This window comes from Vibrio paracholerae, assembly GCF_037672085.1.
Taxonomy (GTDB): Bacteria; Pseudomonadota; Gammaproteobacteria; order Enterobacterales; family Vibrionaceae; genus Vibrio; species Vibrio cholerae.
Genome location: NZ_JBBHLM010000002.1, coordinates 381,975 through 402,966, shown reverse-complemented (window position 1 = coordinate 402,966; position 20,992 = coordinate 381,975). Strand labels below are relative to the sequence as shown.

Genomic DNA, 20,992 nt, shown 5'->3' with positions numbered 1-20,992 from the left:
CCATGATGCCTGCTCACCGTTCTGATCCTACTTCATCCGTGATTGAGTTGAATGATGTGGTGTTCTGTTGGCCGGGAGCCAGCTCACCCACCTTGGATATTGCCCATTTACAGATTGCTCGGGGTGAACACCTGTTTGTCAAAGGCCCCAGTGGCTGCGGCAAGTCCACGTTACTTAGCCTTTTAACTGGCATTAATACCGCAACCCAAGGTGTCGTCTCCTTACTTGGCAGTGACTTAAGCCGCTTGAGTGCCAGTCAGCGCGATCGCTTCCGCGCCGACCATATAGGCTATATTTTCCAACAATTTAATCTGCTGCCTTATCTGTCGGTGTTAGATAACGTGACCTTACCATGCCACTTTTCTGCTCTGCGCAAACAGCAAGTGGATGGTCACTTATCGCACAAAGCGCAATCACTGTTGGAAAGATTGCATCTGCCAAGCGCTTTACTGAATAAACCCGTGACCGAACTCAGTATCGGCCAGCAGCAACGCGTCGCCGCGGCGCGAGCACTGATGGGTGAACCGCAACTCATCATCGCCGACGAACCCACGTCTGCCCTCGATTACGATAACCGTGAAGCTTTTATTGCTCTGCTGCGTGAAGAAGCGGAGCGAGTCGGTTCCACTTTAGTTTTTGTTAGCCATGACCCAACACTGGAAAAGCTTTTTGAGCGAAGTGTTCACTTACCTACTCTCAATCGTGCAGGAGGTTGGCAATGAAAGTTATCCTGAATTTAGCGTGGAAAAGCCTACTCAATCGCAAAGCAACGGCTCTGCTCACCGTGTTAACCGTTGCTATCGCCGTGGTGTTACTGCTTGGGGTAGAACGCATCCGCACTCAAGCGAAAGAGAGTTTTGCCAATACCATTTCCGGTACCGATTTGATCGTCGGCGGACGCTCTGGGCAAGTTAATTTACTGCTCTATTCCGTGTTTCGGATTGGCAATGCCACCAACAATATTGATTGGAAAAGTTACCAAGAATTTAGCCAGCACCCTGCGGTGAAATGGGCGATTCCGATCTCTTTAGGTGATTCACATAAAGGATTTCGCGTACTTGGCACCAATCACAGCTATTTTGAACATTATCGTTACGGAAGTAAGCAACCACTGACTTTGTCCCAAGGGCGAGAGTTCAATGGGCTATTTGAAACCGTGATTGGCGCTGATGTCGCCCAAGCGCTTGGCTACCAAATCGGCAGCCAAATTATCATCGCCCATGGCATCAGTGATGTCGGCTTTAGCCGCCACGACAATCTGCCCTTCACTGTGGTCGGCATTTTGGCTCCCACGGGCACCCCAGTTGATAAAACTGTGCATGTTTCCTTAGAAGCGATAGAGGCGATCCATGTCGGTTGGGAGTCCGGTGCCAATCTTGGCCATCAACCCAGCGCCGAACAACTGGCACAGCGTGATTTCACGCCTAAGCAGATCACCGCCATGCTGGTTGGACTAAAATCAAAAATCCAAACTTTTGCCCTGCAGCGGCAAATCAATGACTATCCGCAAGAGCCGCTCAGCGCTATCATGCCCGGCGTAGCACTGCATGAACTGTGGGGTATGATGTCCGTCGCTGAACAAGCACTGATGGCTGTCTCCGTTTTTGTGGTGGTAGCAGGGTTGCTCGGCATGCTCAGTAGCTTGCTGACCAGCTTACAAGAGCGGCGCAGAGAGATGTCGATCTTACGTGCAATGGGCGCAAGGCCACAGCATGTGTTTGCTTTGCTGGTCAGCGAAGCAAGTGTACTGACACTCGTGGGCATCCTGCTTGGCGTGAGTGTGCTTTATCTGCTACTGGCGCTCGCCGCGCCACTGATTGCAAGCCAGTACGGCATTCAAATTGCGCTGGCTGGGTTAACCGCTTATGAATGGCAGTTGCTCGGCTGCGTACAACTGGCAGGTATAGTGATTGGCTTTGTTCCCGCACTGCGCGCTTATCGACAATCGCTCAGTGATGGCATGACCATTCGCTTATAGGAATAAAATAGGTGACTGACTCACAACGAGAAGGATCACAAGGAAGCATTCGATGAAACGTTTTATGTTGATAGCGAGCCTCATCATGGCGCCGCTGTTCTCAACGCCACTATTGGCTAATCAAAACACCACTGCCAGTGAGCAGGATGTGTTACAACTCGACTGGCTCGATCTCATTCCAGAAAATGAGCGCAACTTGTTTGATCAACAAGGTATGCCGATGCCGGATCATAACGGTAATGAACCAGCCAAACAGCAACAGATTGGCACGGTCCGTAAGGAGCTGAACGGCAGTCGGGTCAAAATTCCCGGCTTTGTGATCCCGCTTGAAGGCGATGATAAGAAGGTCACCGAGTTTTTATTGGTGCCTTACTTTGGTGCGTGTATTCACGTGCCACCACCGCCACCTAACCAGATTATTTACGTCAAGTTTCCTAAAGGTGCTCCGATCCAAGAGCTGTGGGATGTGATTTATGTGATTGGGGAATTGAAAACCGAATCGCTCAGTCATGATCTAGCGGAAACGGCTTACACCATTATCGGTACTGAGATCGCCGAATACGACGATATGTAACCGCAGAGAGAAAACGCTGTGCCCTCCCTGCGCTTGCGCGGGGAGGTTACACCAAATATTTCGATAGATACGCCAGTACCGAGAAATAGCCGATAAATAAGATTAATAGCGATAGGTACTTGGCCAATTTGCGCTCTTTCCAATACTTCATAGCCACCCCACAAAGATTAATAACAACTTTAACAATTTATTATCATTTGTGATAGCACAAAATTGTGCACTACGTCAGAGAGTTTCACTGGCTGCTCAGCGGCGAACAGAGTAAATTTTACAGCAGACCAAAAACGCAGCAGAGGCTTTCAGGAAGCGCATGGCGGACAATATGACGCCTGTTGTGATCGAGCATGACTCTCAACAGAGCCAAGAGAAACGAACCCACTCCCATTACGTCAAAGACAGTGGTAGCCGCATTTTGGTTATCGCCCGTCATCACGGCTTAGATGCCCAGCTATTAACAGAATCGCCGGAAAACAGCGCATTAGAACGAGCAGTACATCGCGAGCGACAACGTAAAGAGCAGCGCCAGAAAAACTTAGAGCAGATCATTAAGCTTGCGCACAGCTCTTGCCGTAATGAAAGCGCTGGCGACCCAGACCAAGATTGGCTATATCGCTTTTTTGATATGGCGCAGGACATTCACAATAGCTCCATGCAGCGCCTGTGGGCGCAAGTGCTGAAACGTGAAGTGACTAATCCCGGCTTTACCTCCATGAAAGCACTGAAGGTGCTGCAGGATATGACGCCCAAAGAAGCGCAGATTTTACAACGCGCCGCCGCGCTGGCGTGCAGTTTTGGCTCAGACACCAGCTTGAAATTGCTGATTGGCTACAAAGCGCAAAATAGCTTGTTTAGTCTCGGCAAGCGCATTACCACCCAAGCCATCAATATAGGCAATCATCAACTGCCTTATTCCAGCTTGTTGGTATTGATTGAGCTGGGTCTTTTGCACGCAACGGAATTGGAATCGGGCGAGATTGAAGCCGAACCCGCCCTACTCCTTAGCTATCAGGGTAAAAATCTGCATCTGCAGCCGACCAGCAAAGGCGTGCGCCTGATCTATTATCGTTTTAGCCCAACCGGCAATGAACTGTGTCGACTGCTCGGTAACAAACCCAATATGACTTATTACGATCAGTTGGTCGCACTCCTGACTCAGAAATTCACCGTACAGACTGAAGTGAGCAGCAGCTCGATTCACCACACCGTCTGATGATATGCCCTCAATAAAGAGATCAAAAAAGCGACCGGACGGTCGCTTTTGGTTTTTTTATTTATTATGAATCTAAAGAGTTATACCCAACGTTGAATGATATTACGCTCTGCTAACGCCTGTAGGCACTGCGCCACCAACTCATCCACGCTTTTTTCACCCGCAGGTAAATCGATATCCGGATTGAGCGGCGCTTCATAGGCCGAATCAATCCCGGTAAATTGGCGAATTTCTCCGGCGCGCGCCTTTTTGTACAAGCCTTTCGGGTCACGCGCTTCGCACACATCCAATGACGTGTTGACGTACACCTCAAGAAACTCGCCATTTGGCAACAAGTCACGCACCATTTGACGTTCAGCGCGATGGGGTGAAATAAACGCGGTCAGCACAATCAACCCCGCATCCGCCATCAGCTTGGCAAGCTCACCAATGCGGCGAATGTTTTCCCGTCTATCCTGCTCAGAAAAGCCGAGATCGCTACACAAACCGTGGCGTACGTTATCGCCATCCAGCAGATAAGTGTGATACCCAAGCGCCGCTAAACGGTTCTCAAGCGCCCCAGCCACGGTCGATTTACCCGCGCCCGATAAACCGGTAAACCAGAGTACCGCAGGGCGCTGCTGTTTCAGCGCCGCACGTTGCGCTTTATCCACCGCATGACGATGCCACACCACATTCTCTGGCTTGGCATCTTTTTCAAAGCGCAGGCTGTCTGCTTGCTTACTCATCCATCCTCACTCACGCTTTACCTAAGCGGCTCAAATCAATCGCTTGCCAATGTGGGAAGTGCTTACGTACCAAGGCATTGAGCTCAAGTTCAAAAGCTGAAAATTGCTCGGTTTGGCCCGTGATATTTTGCAAACTGTCACGCACTAAACCTGCGCCAACAGTCACGTTTGTCAGGCGGTCGATAATGATGAAACCACCGGTATCGGCACAATCCAGATATTTATCAAGCGCGACAGTTTGGGTAAACGTCCACTCGCACAACCCAATCCCATTAAGCGGTAAACTCTCGGCATGGTAAGTCGACAAGTTATTGATGTCGTACTGATGACGCACGGCTTTTACTTGACCGACGGTTTTCTTGCCCGCGATTTTAATATCGTAATCACGCCCCACTTGCAGTGGCTGCTCCGTCATCCACACCACATCCGCCAACAAATGATTAGTGCTGTCGACTTGCGCACTTTCCAGCACAATCAAGTCACCACGGCTAATATCAATTTCATCAGCCAGAGTCAAAGTGACCGCCAATCCCGCTTGTGCTTGAGGCAAATCACCATCAAAAGTCACAATCCTTGTCACGGTTGAGGTTTTCCCCGATGGCAGCGCTTTGATTTTATCGCCGACTTTCACCACTCCAGAAGCAATCGTACCCGCGAAGCCGCGAAAATCGAGGTTAGGACGATTCACATACTGTACTGGGAAGCGAAACGCACCGCTGCTCTTGTCGCGATCAATATCGACATTTTCCAGTAGCTCAAGCAGTGATGGGCCTTGATACCAATCCATCAAACGGCTTTTTTCGACCACGTTATCGCCTTCCAACGCCGAAAGCGGGATGATCTGAATCTCGGTCTCTCCCTGTAAATGCTTTGAAAACTCAAGATATTCTGCGCGGATCTGTTCAAAACGATCTTGCGAATAATCGACCAGATCCATTTTGTTGACCGCCACAATAAAGTGTTTCAAGCCAAGTAAGTTGGAGATAAATGAGTGACGACGCGTTTGATCCAGCACGCCTTTACGCGCGTCAATCAAGATCACCGCCAGATCACAAGTCGATGCGCCTGTCGCCATATTACGGGTGTACTGCTCATGCCCCGGTGTATCGGCAATGATGAATTTGCGCTTCTGGGTTGAAAAATAACGATAGGCGACATCAATGGTGATGCCTTGCTCACGCTCAGCTTGCAAGCCATCCACCAACAGGGCTAGGTCAGGGCGACTGCCCGTGGTGCCAACCCGCTGGCTATCGTTATGGACGGCGGCCAGTTGATCTTCATAAATCTGCTTTGAATCGTGGAGCAAACGACCGATCAGAGTGCTTTTACCATCATCGACCGAGCCACAAGTTAAGAATCTCAGTAACGATTTGTGTTGATGCTGATTGAGGTAACCTTCAATACCGAGCTCAGCGAGCTGCTCTTTGACTGCATTGTTCATACGCTTTCCTTCGATCCTTAGAAGTAACCTTGACGTTTTTTCAGTTCCATTGATCCCGACTGATCGTGGTCGATCGCGCGGCCTTGGCGCTCACTGGAGGTCGCCACCAGCATCTCTTCAATAATCTCGGTTAATGTGTTGGCCTGTGACTCGATGGCTCCGGTCAGTGGGTAGCAACCCAAAGTGCGAAAACGCACGCTTTTGTGCTCAATCTGTTCACCTTCGCGCAGCTTCATACGATCATCGTCCACCATGATCAGCATGCCATCACGCTGCACGACTGGGCGGACATCCGCCAGATAGAGCGGAACAATCTCAATGTTTTCCAAATAGATGTATTGCCAGATATCCAGCTCCGTCCAATTCGAGAGCGGGAACACCCGAATGCTTTCACCTTTGTTGATCTGGCCGTTATAGGTGCGCCATAGCTCTGGACGCTGGTTTTTCGGATCCCAAGTGTGGTTTTTATCGCGAAAAGAGTAGACACGCTCTTTAGCACGCGATTTCTCTTCATCGCGTCGCGCACCACCAAAGGCCGCATCAAAGCCATATTTGTTCAACGCCTGCTTCAAGCCTTGGGTTTTCATGATGTCGGTGTGCTTAGAGGAGCCGTGATCAAATGGGTTGATCCCCGCCGCCAAACCTTCTGGATTTTTATGCACGATAAGATCAAAGCCGTACTTTTTGGCCGTCGCATCACGAAACGTAATCATGTCGCGAAACTTCCAGTCGGTATCGACGTGCAACAAAGGAAAAGGGATCTTGCCCGGATAAAACGCTTTGCGCGTTAAATGCAACATCACCGATGAATCCTTGCCAATCGAGTACATCATCACCGGATTATCAAATTCGGCCGCCACTTCACGAATGATGTGGATGCTTTCTGCTTCCAACTGTTTTAAATGGGTTAAACGCTGTTGATCCATTTTACCTGCTTCCTTTTCGCTTGCCTGACGGCGGCGCGCTGCACTTAAGCCGCGCCGTAGTGTGAAATTTTAAGTAGTGACCAAGAAGATGAATGCTGCACCTTACGCTGACTGCGCCGCATCAAGCTGCTGTGTTGCGCCTTGTTCGCCAAACCAGTGCAGCTTGGCGGCAAGCGCGACCACTTCACCCACCACAATCAGCGCCGGAGATTGCGCTTGGCTGGCTAAACTGGGCAAAGTTTGCAATGTGCCAATCAGCACCTGTTGATTGACTTGAGTGCCACGTTCAATGATTGCCACGGGCGTGCTCGCTTGACGACCATGCAACTGGAGCTGTTCAGCGATTGCCGCAGCGTTGCTCAAGCCCATATAAATCACTAAGGTTTGCTTACCACGCGCCAGCGTTGACCAATCCAGATCCTCGGCTTGCGCTTTTAAATGGCCGGTGACAAACAGCGCCGATTGGGCGTAATCACGATGAGTGAGCGGAATGCCGGCATACGCCGTTGCACCTGCGGCTGCGGTGATGCCGGGGACAACCTGAAATTTCACGCCAGCTTCAAACAGCACTTCTAGCTCTTCCCCACCACGGCCAAACATAAAAGGATCGCCGCCTTTGATGCGCACCACGCGATAACCTTGACGAGCAAAATCCACCAAGAGTTGATTAGTTTTCTCCTGCGGTACACTGTGATGGCCTGCACGTTTCCCGACACAGACTAAAATCGTCTCGCTTGGAATGAGCGCCATGATTTCATCGGACACTAAATAGTCGTAGAGCACCACATCCGCTTGTTGGAGATAACTGAGTGCTTTGACTGTGAGTAGCTCAGGATCGCCTGGGCCTGCGCCCACCAGCGCCACTTCTCCTGCTTGCAGTTGGCTACGCGCGGCACGCACATAACCTGAGCCTTCTACAACGGCTAAGCGAGGGGTTTTACGAAGGGGAGTTACCGCATCCTGCGCCATAATCTTGATCCTTAGTTGGTCTGTTGCAGGCATTATGAGCAGTTACGGTTATTACCTGAAATTCTATAATTTCATTTTTTATTCCAAAAGCTGATATAAGCGGAGTTAAATGGCCATAAAGGTCTAAGCTCAGCAGATTACTCGACACAGTCAGGACAACAGCAGCATGCCAACTGGGATCAACCGGGCAATTTCAGACAAAGGTATCGCGCCACATCACAATTTGGTTATGAGTAAAATTTTTGTTTCATCGATTTTTGTTACATTTATCGAGTTGTTTTTATTTCCCCCCTTCTGTAACTCATTCTGGAGTCTGTGATGACCATGATGATCAAACCTGTTTCTTTAGCGGTACTTGGCGGCCTGTTAGCTATGGCTGGCCCTGTAATGGCCGATACGATCAAACTACGTATTGTTGAAACCACGGATATTCATACCAATTTGATGGATTACGACTACTACAAAGATAAAGCCTCCGATCAAATTGGCCTGACGCGCGCCGCTACTCTTGTCAAACAAGCTCGCGCCGAAGTCGAAAACAGTGTGCTGGTCGATAACGGTGATTTGATCCAAGGTAGCCCAATGGGTGACTACATGGCAGCGAAGGGCATCAAGGCTGGCGAAGTGCACCCCGTTTATAAAGCCATGAATCCGCTAGGTTATGATGTAGGTAACATAGGTAACCACGAATTTAACTACGGCCTTGAGTTTTTAAAAGAGACCATCAACGATGCGGCCTTCCCCTACATCAACGCCAACGTATTTGATGCTAAAACAGGTCAGCACTTATTCACGCCTTATGTGATTAAAGAGCACAGCTTTAAAGATACCGATGGAGAGGCGCATACCATCAAGGTCGGTTATATCGGGTTTGTTCCGCCGCAAATCATGGTATGGGATAAGAAAAATCTCGAAGGTAAAGTGACCGCAGCCGATATCAAACAGACCGCAGAAAAACTTATCCCTGAGATGAAAGCCAAAGGCGCGGATGTGATTGTCGCCATCCCCCACTCTGGGATCAGCACCGATGAATACCAAGCCGGCGCAGAAAACTCGGTTTACTACCTGACCCAAGTCAAAGGCATTGATGCGATTGCTTTTGGTCACTCTCATGCCGTCTTCCCGGGTAAAGATTTTGCCAATGTACCGGGCGCAGACATCGATAAAGGTACCATTAATGGCGTGACCGCTGTGATGCCGGGCCGTTGGGGTAGCCATGTTGGGGTGATGGATCTGACCTTAGAAAAGCAGCAAGGTCGCTGGGCAGTGACTTCCGGTCAATCCGAAGCTCGCCCAATCTTTGACAAAGCCAATAAGAAAGCGCTTGTCGAAGCCGATGCCACTATGGTGCAAGCGCTGCAACACGATCATCAAGGTACACGTGACTTTGTTAACCAGCCAATCGGCAAAGCGAACGACGTGATGTACAGCTTCTTATCACTGGTGCAAGATGACCCAACGGTACAAATCGTCAACCTCGCGCAAAAAGATTATGTCGAGCGCTTTATTCAAGGCGATCCAAACCTTGATGGTTTGCCAGTGCTTTCTGCCGCTGCGCCTTTCAAAGCCGGTGGCCGTAAAGACGATCCTAACGGTTTTACTGAAGTGGAAGCGGGCGAGCTGACTTTCCGTAATGCCGCCGACCTTTACCTGTACCCAAACACCTTAGTCACCATGAAAGTGAGCGGTCAGCAGCTTAAAGAGTGGTTAGAGTGCTCAGCAGGCCAGTTTAACCAGATTGATGTGACGTCTAGCGCACCGCAATCTCTCATCAACTGGGATGATTTTCGCACTTACAACTTTGATGTGATTGATGGCGTCAATTACCAGATCGATGTGACTCAGCCTGCGCGCTACGATGGTGACTGCAAACTGATCAACCCAAATTCACAGCGCATCGTGCAACTGACTTATCAAGGTAAGCCAATTGATACCCAACAAACCTTCTTGATCGCCACCAACAACTATCGTGCCTACAGCAACAAATTCCCCGGCACAGGCGCTGAGTTTGTCGCGTTTGATTCACCCGATGAAAACCGCACAGTAGTGGCCGATTACATCGCGCGCGTGAGTAAGGACAAAGGCGAAGTGACGCCAAGTGCGGACAACAACTGGTCATTTGCTCCGATCAGCAGCAAAACCAAGCTGGATATTCGCTTTGAAACCTCACCAAGCGATAAAGCCACCCAGTTTATTAAACAAAAAGGTCAATATCCGATGACCCAAGTCGCCAGTGATGACGTCGGCTTCGCGGTGTATCGCATCGACTTACAAAAATAAGCATCAATAACCCCCTATTGAAATGGCAACCAATACGGCAGCCGCTTCAAGTCGCTTGGGTTATCACGTAAAGTAGACAGCCACCTAGAGTGGCTGTTTTCTTTTCTATGAGGCTTTTATGCAAGCACAGTTTCACGCTTATCTAAAACAGCATGGTTTTTCCGATGCCGAATGCACGCAATTGCAAAGTGTCGCTCAGCCACTCGAGCTGCCAACGCGACATGTCTTGGTCGCACAAGGAGAAACCACTCCCTTTGCCTATTGGGTGCTCGCAGGGCTATGCCACGCTTGCTATCTCACCGAAGAGGGCAAAAGTTTCAGTAAAGAGTTTTATTGGGAGCAAGACTGGGCGATTGGTTTTGAAAGTTTGCTGCGTGAGCAAGCCTCACCCTTCATGCTGGAAACCTTATCTCCAGTACAACTGATGGGCGTACCGATTGATGTGTTACGTGAATGGCGCTCTAGTGGTCACCCGCTCTATCAACGTTTACTTGAGACGCAACTGCTGTACAAGGAGCAAAAAGAGCGCTTTATGTTGCTCTATCGCCCAGAACAGCGTTACCAAGTGATGTGTGCTCAGTTTCCAGATTTGATGGCGCGGCTTTGCGATCATCACATCGCCGCATATTTGGGGATCACACCAATTAGCCTCAGCCGCATTAAAGCGCGGCTGAGACAGGACGCGTAAGATTATTTGAGTAAGCGAGCGCGGAACTGGCGTCCCTTCATCTTACCGTTGGCAATTTTATTCAGCGCTTTGTGGGCGATTTTCTTGTGCACGGCCACATAAGCACGCATCGGGAACAGGTTAATCTTGCCGATATGATCCGCAGTCAGTTCGCCATCACTGGTCAGTGCGCCAAGGATATCGCCGGGACGCACCTTATCTTTCTTACCACCGTCAATCTGAATGGTGACCATATTCGCCGCGTAAGGACGAGCGCCTGCAGCAGGTTGCGGCAAGGTTGAAGGCTCAATCGCGATATCCATGTACTCATCAATTTGCGCCACACGGTAGCTCTCGTTGTCACTAAAGAAGCTAAACGCTAAGCCTTTACTTCCCGCACGACCAGTACGCCCGATGCGATGTACATGCACTTCAGGATCGCGAGACAGATCGTAGTTAAACACTGCATCAAGGTTATCGACATCCAGACCACGAGCCGCAACATCGGTCGCCACCAGAATAGAAATACTCTTATTGGCAAATTGCACTAAGGCTTGGTCGCGCTCACGCTGCTCCATATCACCATGCAGTTCAATCACGCTAAAACCGCTTTGATGCAGGGCATCAGCAACATTTTGTACTTCACGTTTGGTGTTACAAAACACCACAGAAGAAGTCGGTTGATGGTGCAAGAGCAAGGTTTCCAGAGCCTCATCACGCGCAGCACTGCCTTCTACTTTGTAGAAATATTGACGAATGCTTGAAGTATCGTGGGTCGCTTCGACTTTAATCATCAGCGCATTGCGAGTCACACTTTGCGCAATCTGCTCAATGCTCGCGGGGTAAGTTGCACTAAACAGCAAAGTTTGACGCTCGGCTGGCGCGGCAGCAATGATCGCCTCCAGCGCTTCTTGGAAACCCATTTCTAACATGCGATCCGCTTCATCCAACACCAAGGTATTGAGCTCACTCAGATCGATACGATCTTTACTCAAATGATCCAAAATCCGTCCCGGCGTTCCAACCAAGATATGCGCGCCATGCTCAAGGGATCCGATCTGCGGCCCCATCGGCATGCCGCCACACAGCGTCAACACTTTGATATTGTGGATAGCACGCCCTAGCGTACGAATGTCGGTCGCGACTTGATCGGCCAACTCACGTGTTGGACACAGCACCAAGGCTTGTACACGAAAGCGCTTCACATTGAGGTTGGAGAGTACCCCAAGACCAAACGCAGCGGTTTTACCGGAGCCTGTTTTGCCTTGGCCAATCACATCCTGACCTTTAAGGATCGCAGGAAGAGATTGCGCCTGAATCGGAGTCATAGTGGCAAACCCCATAGTTTCAAGGTTAGCAAGAAGTTCAGGCTTCAGATTCAAAGCAGCAAAAGAGTTGGCGTTCAAGGGGTGTCCTCAGTGTGACGAAAAAAGAAGCGCTATTATCGTTATTTTGCGCCCGAGCTCCAGTGAATCTTAATTTAAATTTTCTTGCTTGCCCTTAACCTTTGTTAACGCTGGATTTTGCGCAGCCTGCTACAGTACTGCTATTCCTATCCGCCCATACCCAAATGACTTGCAGTTGCAGCTTCTAATAGGAAGTGGATAGATTTCATATTTAAGGAGATAAAGATGATCAACTGGCAATGTATCCCTTTTTGCCAATTAACCACCCAACAGCTGTACGAACTACTCAAACTGCGTGTCGATGTTTTTGTGGTCGAGCAGACCTGCCCCTACCCAGAATTGGATAACAAAGATACGCTCAACGAAGTGCATCACCTGCTGGGTTATCAAGATGGAGAACTCGTCGCTTGCGCACGTCTACTGCCTGCTGGAGTGAGCTATCCTAGTGTTAGCCTTGGCCGTGTGGCGACTAAGGCCAGTGCACGTGGCAATGGCTTAGGACACCAACTATTGCAAACGGCAGTTGAGCAGTGTCAAAACTTATGGCCACAACAATCGATTGAAATTGGTGCGCAGGAGCATCTGCGCGAGTTTTATGCTCGCTATGGCTTTGTCGCAACCTCAGAAATCTATCTAGAAGATGGCATTCCTCACATTGATATGAAAAGAGCCTAACCATGAACCCTGTAGCGTTGGCTGTTTGGCTACTGGTTCTGGGCAATTTGGCGGCTTCGCTCTCTGATGTGGCAGTCAAAATGCTGCAAGGTGAAGTCGTACCTTTTCAATATATGTTCTTACGCCAACTCTTTGCTTTTGCCCTCATCTGGCCCGTGTGGCGAAAACAGCCCAAAGTCTTACGTCAACTACATGATCCTAAGGTCACCCTAATCCGCGCTCATTTAGTGCTACTGGGCGCTGGCTGTATGGTGGTCGCAATTTCGTATTTACCCCTAGCCACCGCCAATGCAGTGTTTTACGCCGCGCCACTATTGATGCTGCCTCTCTCAATTCTGTTTCTGAAAGAGAGACCAACACGCGCTAAGATTATCGCAACCGTAACCGGCTTTCTTGGGGTACTGATTGTCTTGCGCCCGTCGCAATTTCATTGGGCAGCCCTGTTTGCATTGGGCACGGCATGTTCGTTGGCACTGTTTAACCTACTCGCTCGCACCATTCCGGAGCGTCAACCTGTCGTGACCACACTAATGTGGACAACACTTTTTTCACTCCCCATTTCCGGCTTACTGGCGGCCGCCTATTGGCAGCCACTCAGCTTACATCAATGGTTATGGATTGCAGCGAGTTCAGGATTGATTCTGCTGTACAACGGGTTAGCCGTCGCCGCCTATCAGAAAGCGCCAGCCAGTCAAATCGCACTGGCTGAGTATTCAGGATTGATCTTTGTCGCGGCTTTTGGCGCATTCTGGTTTGCTGAAATGCTGGACTCACTAACTTGGCTTGGGATCGGAATGATTATTTTGCCCTTGTTGCCCAGTGCATGGCTGGCAAAGTGGTGGGGATTATTTACTGCGCCCAAAGCCGCCATCAGAGAGACGGAAGAACATCACTGATTGATTATTACGTTCAAGCTGCAAAATGTCTAATTGACCATTTTCCGCCAATTTAAAGCGGATCAGTTGACCCGCTTGGATTTGGCTTAGCGGTTTATCAGAACCTTCCACCTTAACCAGCGCATTAATATCGGTGAGTGGCAGAGCATTGTTACGAAACACCTGAGATAAAGTATCACCTTGACGTACTACGTACTCTTGCCATGCCGAAGATTTCAGTGCAGTTTGCACTTGCGTGCGTTGTTCACTCAAGCTTTGCGTATTAATTCCAACCTCAATACGTTTTGACGAATTAGTGGATTCCGCCGCCACTTCTTGCTTATCCGGCAATGGAATCACCATCAATACCAGCACAGCAGGTGTGAGCACCATTAAGCCACGACGATGGAAGAGTGGTAAGCGCAACCATAATGTATGAAGTTGTTGGCGATAGTAAGCCCAATCAACTTGCTGCCAGTAATCGTGCATTATCGCCAAATAATCAATTTTCTGCGGCTTCTTGTAGCGGCGGTTCATGTTCTAAGTCCTTTAATTACTTGCCCACAGTATAAAAATTCATGAGGTTAGAGTATAGAGTCGAGTGACATGAAAGCCAAAGCTTGACACAAACTTGAAGTTTTTCGCTAAACTTTCTGCGACAAGTCACACCGAACGGATAGCATCGATTGGGCGCTAAACGTTTCATCACTCAACCTAACCTGCTATTCTGTCGCCTTTATTGAATGACCAAGAGTGACTTTTATGTCTGAAGTAAAATTTGAAACCGTAGAACAAAAAGCAAGCTACGGCATCGGCCTGCAAATGGGCCAACAGTTGGCAGGTAGCGGCCTTGAAGGCCTAAACGTGGCAGCAATTGCTGCGGGTATCGCAACAGCACTGGTTGGCGATCAACCAGCGATTTCTGTCGATGAGATCAACCAAGCCCTACATGCGATTCATATGCGCGCTGAAGAAGCCCGTCAAGAAGCTGCTAAAGTGGCCGCGTCTGAAGGTGAAGCTTTCCTGAAAGATAATGCTCTACGTCCAGAAGTGACGGTTCTTGAGTCAGGCCTGCAGTACGAAGTGCTGGTTGAAGGTAATGGCCCAATCCCAACATCCGATAAGTCAGTTCGCGTACACTATCACGGTCAACTGGTTGATGGCACTGTATTTGATAGCTCAGTATCTCGCGGCCAACCTGCTGAATTCCCAGTGACTGGCGTGATCCGCGGTTGGGTTGAAGCTTTGCAACTCATGCCATCAGGCTCCAAGTGGAAACTCTATATTCCACACAACCTCGCTTATGGCGAACGTGGTGCAGGTGCTGCAATTCCACCTTTCGCAGCATTAGTTTTTGAAGTAGAACTACTGGATATCCTGTAAGTCTAGCTTTCGCAATAATGTGACAAAGAGCGGCCCACTGGGTCGCTCTTTTTTAATTAAACTATCTCATATCCAAAGTTTAAATCTGAACTTTTGAACACTAGAAAAATACGGTACGCGCCATCTATGGAGAGTGATTATGCACTATCGTTTTACTGCCTTACTTATTTCGACATTCGTCAGCACATCCGCTCTGGCTTTCCCCAACCTCAAATCTCTAGGCTCGAACGATCTTGCTGGATTAGTTGGTGAAACTCTCTCCCAATCTAAGGCAACTCAAGATTTATTGACTCAATTTACCAGTCAATTTCCTCTTTCACCGCAACAAGCGGGAGGCGGTGTAGCAACCTTGCTTGCACAGGCTCAAAACAACTTAACTACCGATCAAAAGAGCGAATTACGTCAATTGATCCCAAGCCTGAGTGATTTAAATGGACTGCTCCCAAATCAAAATGTCAGCACTATTTTGCAACGCAAAGAAGTGAACCAAGCCTTTAACACATTAGGACTGGATGCCAGCATGGTTGAACAATTTGTACCAGTATTGATGCAATACCTGACTCAGCAAGGTGCGAGTCAAGACCTATTAGCATCGTTAGGTAAGCTATGGCAGTAATGCCATGCCCACTATCGGTATACAGTGTGAAATCGAGATACAGTGTGAAAAGTTGCAAAACCCACTTTTAACACCCAGATAAAGCAGAAAATAGAAATAAAAAAGCCGGGCTAGCCCGGCTCTTTTATTGCATGACGAACTGATTACTCAGCAGCAGCTTCAACAGCAGCTTCTGGGCGATCAACCAGCTCAATGTATGCCATTGGAGCTTTGTCACCTGCACGGAAACCACACTTCAGAATACGAGTGTAGCCGCCTTGACGTGCAGCGAAACGTGGACCTAGTTCGTTAAACAGTTTTGCTACCACTTCGTTATCACGAGTGCGAGCAAATGCTAGACGACGGTTAGCAACACTGTCAGTCTTAGCTAGTGTAATCAAAGGCTCAACGACGCGACGCAGCTCTTTCGCTTTTGGCAAAGTAGTCTTGATAACTTCATGACGTACTAGAGAGCTAGCCATGTTGCTGAACATCGCTTTGCGATGACTGCTGTTGCGGTTGAGTTGACGACCACTCTTACGATGGCGCATGACCTAATCCTTCTAACTAATATCGATTAATCTTCAGCGATTGACGCTGGTGGCCAGTTTTCTAGACGCATGCCCAGAGACAGACCACGTGATGCAAGCACGTCTTTAATCTCTGTAAGAGACTTCTTACCGAGGTTTGGCGTTTTAAGAAGCTCAACCTCAGTGCGCTGTACCAGATCACCGATGTAGTGAATCGCTTCTGCTTTCAGACAGTTAGCAGAGCGAACTGTTAGTTCAAGATCGTCTACAGGACGCAGTAGGATCGGATCGAATTCTGGCTTCTCTTCCTTCTCCTCAGGTACACGTACATCACGAAGATCTACGAACGCATCCAATTGCTCAGCAAGAATTGTTGCTGCGCGACGGATTGCTTCCTCAGGCTCAAGAGTACCGTTAGTTTCCATATCGATAACAAGCTTGTCCAAGTCGGTACGCTGTTCAACACGAGCTGCTTCAACAGAGTAGGCAATTTTGTCTACTGGGCTGAAAGTCGCGTCAACAAGCAAACGACCAATTGGACGCTCATCTTCTTCAGTATGGATACGGGCAGAAGCTGGAACATAACCACGACCACGTTCTACTTTGATACGCATAGCGATCGCAGCATTGTCAGAAGTTAAATGACAAATAACGTGTTCAGGGTTTACGATCTCTACATCACCGTCATGGGTGATGTCACCTGCAACCACAGGGCCCGAGCCTGATTTGTTCAGTGTAATGAACACTTCATCTTTGCCTTCGGCAACGCGAACAGCCAGACCTTTCAGGTTCAAGAGAATCTCAAGGATATCTTCCTGAACACCTTCTTTGGTGCTGTACTCGTGAAGAACGCCTTCAATCTCTACTTCAGTTACAGCACAACCTGGCATTGAAGATAGAAGAATACGGCGAAGTGCATTACCCAGAGTATGGCCGAAACCACGCTCTAACGGCTCAAGAGTTACTTTTGCGTGTGTCGTGCTGATTTGTTCGATATCAACAAGACGTGGCTTAAGAAATTCTGTTACAGAACCCTGCATTGTGTCCTCTCTTTAGTTTAAACCTTACTTAGAGTAAAGCTCGACGATCAATTGTTCGTTGATGTCAGCAGACAGATCGGAACGCTCAGGCAGACGCTTGAAAGTACCTTCCATCGTGTTTACATCGACTTCAATCCAAGTTGGTTTTTCGCGTTGTTCAGCAACTTCTAGAGCCGCTTTGATGCGAGATTGCTTTTTCGCTTTCTCACGAACTGCAACAACGTCGTTTGCCGCAACATTGAAAGAAGGAACGTTTACTACTTTACCGTTAACTAGGATAGCTTTGTGGCTAACCAGCTGACGTGCTTCAGCGCGAGTTGCACCGAAACCCATACGGTAAACTACGTTATCCAGACGACCTTCCAGAAGCTGAAGCAGGTTTGCACCTGTGTTGCCTTTCAGGCGAGCAGCTTCTTTGTAGTAGTTACGGAATTGTTTTTCTAAAACGCCATAGATACGACGAACTTTTTGCTTCTCACGAAGCTGAACGCCATACTCAGACAGACGACCGCGACGAGCGCCGTGTACGCCTGGTGCGTTATCAATTTTACACTTGGTATCAATCGCACGAACGCCTGACTTAAGGAACAAGTCAGTACCTTCGCGGCGGCTAAGCTTCAGCTTAGGACCCAAATATCTTGCCATGATCTTTCTCCAATCTTCCTAGAAACGTTAAACGCGACGTTTCTTCGGTGGACGACAACCGTTATGAGGGATTGGTGTAGCATCAACGATGTTCGTGATACGGAAACCAGCTGCATTCAGAGCGCGAACAGTAGATTCACGACCTGGACCAGGACCCTTAACCATAACCTCTAGGTTCTTTAGGCCGTATTCTTTAGCCATTTCAGCACAACGCTCAGCAGCAACCTGTGCAGCGAACGGAGTAGACTTACGAGAACCGCGGAAACCAGAACCACCAGCAGTTGCCCAAGCAAGAGCATTACCTTGACGGTCCGTAATGGTTACGATTGTGTTGTTGAAAGATGCGTGGATATGCGCTACGCCATCAGCAACTTGCTTGCGTACACGCTTACGTGCGCGAGTTGGTTGTTTAGCCATTGTACTCTACCCTTCCCGATTATTTCTTGATCGGCTTACGCGGACCCTTACGGGTGCGAGCGTTGGTTTTAGTACGCTGTCCACGTAGTGGTAGACTGCGACGATGACGAAGACCACGGTAACAACCAAGATCCATTAGGCGCTTGATGTTCATGGAAACTTCACGACGTAGATCACCCTCTACAGTGTACTTAGCTACACCATCACGCAGTTGATCGATCTGCTCTTCAGTTAGTTCACTGATCTTAACACTTTCAGCAATACCCAGGTCAGCTAGAATAGCTTTTGAACGGGTTTTACCGATACCGTAGATCGCAGTTAGTGCGATTACAGCATGTTTATGATCAGGAATGTTAATGCCTGCTATACGGGCCACTATGCACTCCTAGTACTTTCATCAAAGAATTACCCGCAACAAAGCCCGTCGAGGATACGTTGCGGTATACTACTTCTTTTGCACGCAAAAGGTAGGCCGAGGAATATACTCGACACTACCTTAATTTTCAAGTAAAAAATTTCTGCTAATTAGCCTTGGCGCTGCTTGTGCTTTGGCTCACTGCAAATCACGCGAACGACACCGTTACGCTTGATAACTTTACAGTTACGGCAGATTTTTTTAACGGAAGCACGAACTTTCATTGCTAAACTCCGTAAATCTATCTGAACTGCTGCCGTATTAACGGCCATAGCCTTTCAGATTTGCTTTTTTCAACACAGACTCATATTGATGAGACATCAAGTGGGTCTGTACCTGTGCCATAAAGTCCATGATCACGACAACTACAATCAGTAGTGAGGTGCCACCAAAGTAGAAACGTACGTTCCAAGCGACCATCATGAACTCAGGGATTAGACAGATAAAAGTAATATACAGTGCGCCCGCAAGGGTTAAACGTGTCATTACTTTATCGATATATTTCGCTGTCTGCTCACCTGGGCGGATACCGGGTACGAATGCACCAGACTTCTTCAAGTTATCTGCCGTTTCACGCGGGTTAAACACCAACGCGGTATAGAAGAAACAGAAGAAGATAATCGCCGCTGCATAAAGCATTACATACAGAGGCTGGCCTGGGCTTAGAGCTAAAGACACATCGGTTAGCCAACCGAATGTGCTGCTTTCACCGTTTTGACCAAACCACTGCGCCAATGTTCCTGGGAACAGAATAATGCTTGACGCAAAAATTGCAGGGATAACACCAGCCATGTTGATCTTCAACGGCAAGTGAGTGCTTTGTGCCGCGAATACTTTACGACCTTGCTGACGCTTCGCGTAGTTCACGACGATACGACGTTGACCACGCTCCATGAAAACAACGAAGTAAATCACAGCAAAAGCTAACACTGCAATTAACAGCAGAAGAAGTACATGCAGTTCACCTTGACGCGCTTGCTCGATTGTTTGACCGATTGCCGAAGGCAATCCAGCAACAATACCTGCGAAAATCAGTATCGAAATACCATTTCCTATCCCACGCTCTGTAATTTGTTCACCTAACCACATTAAGAACATGGTACCGGTTACTAAACTCACGGTAGCAATCAGGGTAAACATGGTTTGGTCGATAACAACCAGATTGTTGACCATGTTTGGTAAGCCTGTTGCAATACCAATCGCTTGGAATGTTGCAAGTACAAGCGTGCCGTAGCGCGTATATTGGCTTATCTTACGACGGCCTGCTTCACCCTCTTTTTTGAGTTCCGCTAACGCTGGATGAACTACTGTTAGCAACTGGACAACAATTGACGCCGAAATATACGGCATGATGCCCAGTGCTAAAATAGATGCACGCTCAAGAGCACCACCGGAGAACATGTTAAACATTTCTACGATGGTACCTTTTTGCTGTTCGAACAATTCGGCAAGTACAGCAGCGTCAATACCAGGAATCGGCACAAAAGAGCCGGCTCGGAATACTAAAAGTGCACAAATTACGAAGAACAAGCGCGACTTTAGTTCACTTAAGCCGCTTTGAGCACTACGAAAATCTTGTCCTGGTTTTTTAGCCATCTGTACCTCAATCCTCGAGATTATTCCTCGATTTTACCGCCTGCAGCTTCGATTGCAGCTTTAGCGCCTTTAGTCACGCGCAGACCTTTTACGGTCACTGCTTTGTTGATCTCGCCAGAAAGAACGATTTTTGCAAACTCGATGTTTTTAGTAACGAGGTTTGCTGCTTTCAGAGCATTCAGATCAACTACGTCACCAGTTACTTTCGCCAGTTCAGACAGACGAACTTCAGCAGACACAAAGCTCTTACGAGAAGTGAAACCGAATTTTGGTAGACGTTGTTTCAGAGGCATTTGACCGCCTTCAAAACCTGGACGTACTTTGCCGCCAGAACGTGACTTTTGACCTTTGTGACCACGGCCACCTGTTTTACCAAGGCCTGAACCGACACCACGACCTAAACGCTTAGGGGCATGTTTAGAACCCGCGGCCGGTGATAGAGTATTCAATAGCATTATGATTACTCCTCAACTTTAACCATGTAGTAAACCTTGTTGATCATGCCACGAACACATGGCGTATCTTCAAGTTCTACTGTGTGGTTGATTTTACGAAGACCTAAACCGCGCAGTGTAGCTTTATGCTTTGGCAGGCGACCAATTGAGCTTTTAGTTTGAGTTACTTTAATAGTTGCCATTGTGT

General features: G+C 48.5%; 24 protein-coding genes and 1 pseudogene. 10 read left to right on the top strand and 15 right to left on the bottom strand.

Features of this window, described 5'->3' with window-relative positions:
• Positions 1 to 5: 5 nt before the first annotated feature.
• The 4 genes from R4537_RS07220 (at position 6) to R4537_RS07205 (ending at position 3,762) form a co-directional block, all read left to right on the top strand.
• The gene (locus tag R4537_RS07220) at positions 6 to 722 is read left to right on the top strand and encodes an ABC transporter ATP-binding protein (protein ID WP_071179272.1); all 717 of its coding nucleotides are present in this window, start codon (positions 6 to 8) and stop codon (positions 720 to 722) included.
• Positions 719 to 1,978 carry an ABC transporter permease gene (locus R4537_RS07215; RefSeq protein ID WP_071179273.1) on the top strand — a complete coding sequence of 420 codons (1,260 nt, stop codon included), beginning with the start codon at positions 719 to 721 and terminating at the stop codon, positions 1,976 to 1,978. Before R4537_RS07220 ends, R4537_RS07215 begins: the two co-directional genes overlap by 4 nt.
• Before the next feature lie 52 nt (positions 1,979 to 2,030).
• Positions 2,031 to 2,552, top strand: a complete 522-nt coding sequence (locus R4537_RS07210; RefSeq protein WP_057643987.1) for a DUF3299 domain-containing protein — start codon at positions 2,031 to 2,033, stop codon at positions 2,550 to 2,552.
• A gap of 310 nt (positions 2,553 to 2,862) precedes the next feature.
• The gene (locus R4537_RS07205) at positions 2,863 to 3,762 is read left to right on the top strand and encodes a TIGR03899 family protein (protein ID WP_000774796.1); all 900 of its coding nucleotides are present in this window, start codon (positions 2,863 to 2,865) and stop codon (positions 3,760 to 3,762) included.
• An 80-nt stretch (positions 3,763 to 3,842) separates the two neighbouring features.
• On the opposite strand, the gene cysC is transcribed toward R4537_RS07205, so the two are convergent.
• The 4 genes and pseudogenes from cysC to cobA all read right to left on the bottom strand — a co-directional run bounded on the left by cysC (position 3,843) and on the right by cobA (position 7,826).
• Positions 3,843 to 4,490 (bottom strand): adenylyl-sulfate kinase, encoded by a 648-nt coding sequence (gene cysC, locus R4537_RS07200; RefSeq protein ID WP_071179274.1) that lies wholly within the window; start codon positions 4,488 to 4,490, stop codon positions 3,843 to 3,845.
• A gap of 10 nt (positions 4,491 to 4,500) precedes the next feature.
• A complete protein-coding gene (gene cysN, locus R4537_RS07195; protein WP_032480156.1) occupies positions 4,501 to 5,931 on the bottom strand; it encodes a sulfate adenylyltransferase subunit CysN in 1,431 nt (476 codons plus the stop codon).
• Between the two features lie 17 nt (positions 5,932 to 5,948).
• Positions 5,949 to 6,893 (bottom strand): annotated as a pseudogene (cysD, locus tag R4537_RS07190) (sulfate adenylyltransferase subunit CysD); the annotation flags it as partial.
• A 66-nt stretch (positions 6,894 to 6,959) separates the two neighbouring features.
• On the bottom strand, positions 6,960 to 7,826 hold the full coding sequence (cobA, locus tag R4537_RS07185) for a uroporphyrinogen-III C-methyltransferase (RefSeq protein WP_000046002.1): 867 nt from the start codon (positions 7,824 to 7,826) through the stop codon (positions 6,960 to 6,962).
• Between the two features lie 372 nt (positions 7,827 to 8,198).
• Here cobA and cpdB point away from each other — a divergent pair, with 372 nt between their 5' ends.
• Together cpdB and R4537_RS07175 are read left to right on the top strand one after the other, a co-directional pair.
• The gene (gene cpdB, locus R4537_RS07180) at positions 8,199 to 10,106 is read left to right on the top strand and encodes a 2',3'-cyclic-nucleotide 2'-phosphodiesterase (RefSeq protein ID WP_230373903.1); all 1,908 of its coding nucleotides are present in this window, start codon (positions 8,199 to 8,201) and stop codon (positions 10,104 to 10,106) included.
• A gap of 118 nt (positions 10,107 to 10,224) precedes the next feature.
• Positions 10,225 to 10,794 (top strand): Crp/Fnr family transcriptional regulator, encoded by a 570-nt coding sequence (locus R4537_RS07175; RefSeq protein WP_001148834.1) that lies wholly within the window; start codon positions 10,225 to 10,227, stop codon positions 10,792 to 10,794.
• Positions 10,795 to 10,796: 2 nt separating this feature from the next.
• On the opposite strand, the gene dbpA is transcribed toward R4537_RS07175, so the two are convergent.
• Positions 10,797 to 12,179, bottom strand: a complete 1,383-nt coding sequence (gene dbpA / locus R4537_RS07170) for an ATP-dependent RNA helicase DbpA (protein WP_071179275.1) — start codon at positions 12,177 to 12,179, stop codon at positions 10,797 to 10,799.
• 225 nt (positions 12,180 to 12,404) lie between these two features.
• Between dbpA and R4537_RS07165 the strand changes: the two genes are divergently transcribed.
• Both R4537_RS07165 and R4537_RS07160 read left to right on the top strand, forming a co-directional pair.
• A complete protein-coding gene (locus R4537_RS07165) occupies positions 12,405 to 12,854 on the top strand; it encodes a GNAT family N-acetyltransferase (protein ID WP_071179276.1) in 450 nt (149 codons plus the stop codon).
• A 2-nt stretch (positions 12,855 to 12,856) separates the two neighbouring features.
• Positions 12,857 to 13,750, top strand: coding sequence for a DMT family transporter (locus tag R4537_RS07160; RefSeq protein WP_032482683.1), 894 nt, complete (start codon positions 12,857 to 12,859; stop codon positions 13,748 to 13,750).
• Here R4537_RS07160 and R4537_RS07155 read toward each other — a convergent pair.
• Positions 13,700 to 14,266, bottom strand: coding sequence for a LysM-like peptidoglycan-binding domain-containing protein (locus R4537_RS07155; RefSeq protein ID WP_001082017.1), 567 nt, complete (start codon positions 14,264 to 14,266; stop codon positions 13,700 to 13,702). The two genes, R4537_RS07160 and R4537_RS07155, sit on opposite strands and share 51 nt — an antisense overlap.
• 225 nt (positions 14,267 to 14,491) lie before the next feature.
• Between R4537_RS07155 and R4537_RS07150 the strand changes: the two genes are divergently transcribed.
• The gene (locus R4537_RS07150) at positions 14,492 to 15,112 is read left to right on the top strand and encodes a BamJ family beta-barrel-assembly machinery protein (RefSeq protein ID WP_071179277.1); all 621 of its coding nucleotides are present in this window, start codon (positions 14,492 to 14,494) and stop codon (positions 15,110 to 15,112) included.
• Positions 15,113 to 15,251: 139 nt separating this feature from the next.
• The gene (locus R4537_RS07145; protein ID WP_071179278.1) at positions 15,252 to 15,728 is read left to right on the top strand and encodes a DUF2780 domain-containing protein; all 477 of its coding nucleotides are present in this window, start codon (positions 15,252 to 15,254) and stop codon (positions 15,726 to 15,728) included.
• 143 nt (positions 15,729 to 15,871) lie between these two features.
• On the opposite strand, the gene rplQ is transcribed toward R4537_RS07145, so the two are convergent.
• From rplQ to rpmD, 9 genes are all read right to left on the bottom strand, one after another.
• Positions 15,872 to 16,258 (bottom strand): 50S ribosomal protein L17, encoded by a 387-nt coding sequence (gene rplQ / locus R4537_RS07140; protein ID WP_001216360.1) that lies wholly within the window; start codon positions 16,256 to 16,258, stop codon positions 15,872 to 15,874.
• 26 nt (positions 16,259 to 16,284) lie between these two features.
• Complete coding sequence (locus tag R4537_RS07135; protein WP_001162087.1) at positions 16,285 to 17,277, bottom strand: DNA-directed RNA polymerase subunit alpha; 993 nt, start codon at positions 17,275 to 17,277, stop codon at positions 16,285 to 16,287.
• A gap of 24 nt (positions 17,278 to 17,301) precedes the next feature.
• On the bottom strand, positions 17,302 to 17,922 hold the full coding sequence (rpsD, locus tag R4537_RS07130) for a 30S ribosomal protein S4 (RefSeq protein ID WP_000135213.1): 621 nt from the start codon (positions 17,920 to 17,922) through the stop codon (positions 17,302 to 17,304).
• 27 nt (positions 17,923 to 17,949) lie between these two features.
• Entirely contained in the window at positions 17,950 to 18,339 is a 390-nt protein-coding gene (gene rpsK / locus R4537_RS07125) for a 30S ribosomal protein S11 (RefSeq protein ID WP_001118870.1), read from the bottom strand.
• A gap of 19 nt (positions 18,340 to 18,358) precedes the next feature.
• Positions 18,359 to 18,715, bottom strand: coding sequence for a 30S ribosomal protein S13 (gene rpsM / locus R4537_RS07120; protein ID WP_000090771.1), 357 nt, complete (start codon positions 18,713 to 18,715; stop codon positions 18,359 to 18,361).
• Between the two features lie 149 nt (positions 18,716 to 18,864).
• Positions 18,865 to 18,978: a 50S ribosomal protein L36 gene (gene rpmJ, locus R4537_RS07115; RefSeq protein WP_000868186.1), complete on the bottom strand. Its 114-nt coding sequence runs from the start codon at positions 18,976 to 18,978 to the stop codon at positions 18,865 to 18,867.
• A 37-nt stretch (positions 18,979 to 19,015) separates the two neighbouring features.
• Complete coding sequence (secY, locus tag R4537_RS07110; protein ID WP_071179279.1) at positions 19,016 to 20,350, bottom strand: preprotein translocase subunit SecY; 1,335 nt, start codon at positions 20,348 to 20,350, stop codon at positions 19,016 to 19,018.
• 20 nt (positions 20,351 to 20,370) lie between these two features.
• Positions 20,371 to 20,805, bottom strand: coding sequence for a 50S ribosomal protein L15 (rplO, locus tag R4537_RS07105; RefSeq protein ID WP_000926115.1), 435 nt, complete (start codon positions 20,803 to 20,805; stop codon positions 20,371 to 20,373).
• 5 nt (positions 20,806 to 20,810) lie between these two features.
• Positions 20,811 to 20,987, bottom strand: a complete 177-nt coding sequence (gene rpmD / locus R4537_RS07100) for a 50S ribosomal protein L30 (RefSeq protein ID WP_000201159.1) — start codon at positions 20,985 to 20,987, stop codon at positions 20,811 to 20,813.
• Between the last annotated feature and the right edge of the window lie 5 nt (positions 20,988 to 20,992).

What these genes read in the sequence shown, in the direction of transcription:
- cysN (WP_032480156.1), bottom strand. Translation starts at nt 5,931, where the DNA reads ATGAACAATGCAGTCAAAGAGCAGCTCGCTGAGCTCGGTATTGAAGGT.
- R4537_RS07165 (WP_071179276.1), top strand. Translation starts at nt 12,405, where the DNA reads ATGATCAACTGGCAATGTATCCCTTTTTGCCAATTAACCACCCAACAG.
- rplQ (WP_001216360.1), bottom strand. Translation starts at nt 16,258, where the DNA reads ATGCGCCATCGTAAGAGTGGTCGTCAACTCAACCGCAACAGCAGTCAT.
- R4537_RS07145 (WP_071179278.1), top strand. Translation starts at nt 15,252, where the DNA reads ATGCACTATCGTTTTACTGCCTTACTTATTTCGACATTCGTCAGCACA.
- rplO (WP_000926115.1), bottom strand. Translation starts at nt 20,805, where the DNA reads ATGCTATTGAATACTCTATCACCGGCCGCGGGTTCTAAACATGCCCCT.
- rpmJ (WP_000868186.1), bottom strand. Translation starts at nt 18,978, where the DNA reads ATGAAAGTTCGTGCTTCCGTTAAAAAAATCTGCCGTAACTGTAAAGTT.
- R4537_RS07210 (WP_057643987.1), top strand. Translation starts at nt 2,031, where the DNA reads ATGAAACGTTTTATGTTGATAGCGAGCCTCATCATGGCGCCGCTGTTC.
- secY (WP_071179279.1), bottom strand. Translation starts at nt 20,350, where the DNA reads ATGGCTAAAAAACCAGGACAAGATTTTCGTAGTGCTCAAAGCGGCTTA.
- R4537_RS07220 (WP_071179272.1), top strand. Translation starts at nt 6, where the DNA reads ATGCCTGCTCACCGTTCTGATCCTACTTCATCCGTGATTGAGTTGAAT.
- rpmD (WP_000201159.1), bottom strand. Translation starts at nt 20,987, where the DNA reads ATGGCAACTATTAAAGTAACTCAAACTAAAAGCTCAATTGGTCGCCTG.
- R4537_RS07205 (WP_000774796.1), top strand. Translation starts at nt 2,863, where the DNA reads ATGGCGGACAATATGACGCCTGTTGTGATCGAGCATGACTCTCAACAG.
- cysC (WP_071179274.1), bottom strand. Translation starts at nt 4,490, where the DNA reads ATGAGTAAGCAAGCAGACAGCCTGCGCTTTGAAAAAGATGCCAAGCCA.
- R4537_RS07155 (WP_001082017.1), bottom strand. Translation starts at nt 14,266, where the DNA reads ATGAACCGCCGCTACAAGAAGCCGCAGAAAATTGATTATTTGGCGATA.
- R4537_RS07215 (WP_071179273.1), top strand. Translation starts at nt 719, where the DNA reads ATGAAAGTTATCCTGAATTTAGCGTGGAAAAGCCTACTCAATCGCAAA.
- rpsD (WP_000135213.1), bottom strand. Translation starts at nt 17,922, where the DNA reads ATGGCAAGATATTTGGGTCCTAAGCTGAAGCTTAGCCGCCGCGAAGGT.
- cpdB (WP_230373903.1), top strand. Translation starts at nt 8,199, where the DNA reads ATGGCTGGCCCTGTAATGGCCGATACGATCAAACTACGTATTGTTGAA.
- R4537_RS07150 (WP_071179277.1), top strand. Translation starts at nt 14,492, where the DNA reads ATGTCTGAAGTAAAATTTGAAACCGTAGAACAAAAAGCAAGCTACGGC.
- cobA (WP_000046002.1), bottom strand. Translation starts at nt 7,826, where the DNA reads ATGGCGCAGGATGCGGTAACTCCCCTTCGTAAAACCCCTCGCTTAGCC.
- R4537_RS07135 (WP_001162087.1), bottom strand. Translation starts at nt 17,277, where the DNA reads ATGCAGGGTTCTGTAACAGAATTTCTTAAGCCACGTCTTGTTGATATC.
- R4537_RS07160 (WP_032482683.1), top strand. Translation starts at nt 12,857, where the DNA reads ATGAACCCTGTAGCGTTGGCTGTTTGGCTACTGGTTCTGGGCAATTTG.
- rpsK (WP_001118870.1), bottom strand. Translation starts at nt 18,339, where the DNA reads ATGGCTAAACAACCAACTCGCGCACGTAAGCGTGTACGCAAGCAAGTT.
- R4537_RS07175 (WP_001148834.1), top strand. Translation starts at nt 10,225, where the DNA reads ATGCAAGCACAGTTTCACGCTTATCTAAAACAGCATGGTTTTTCCGAT.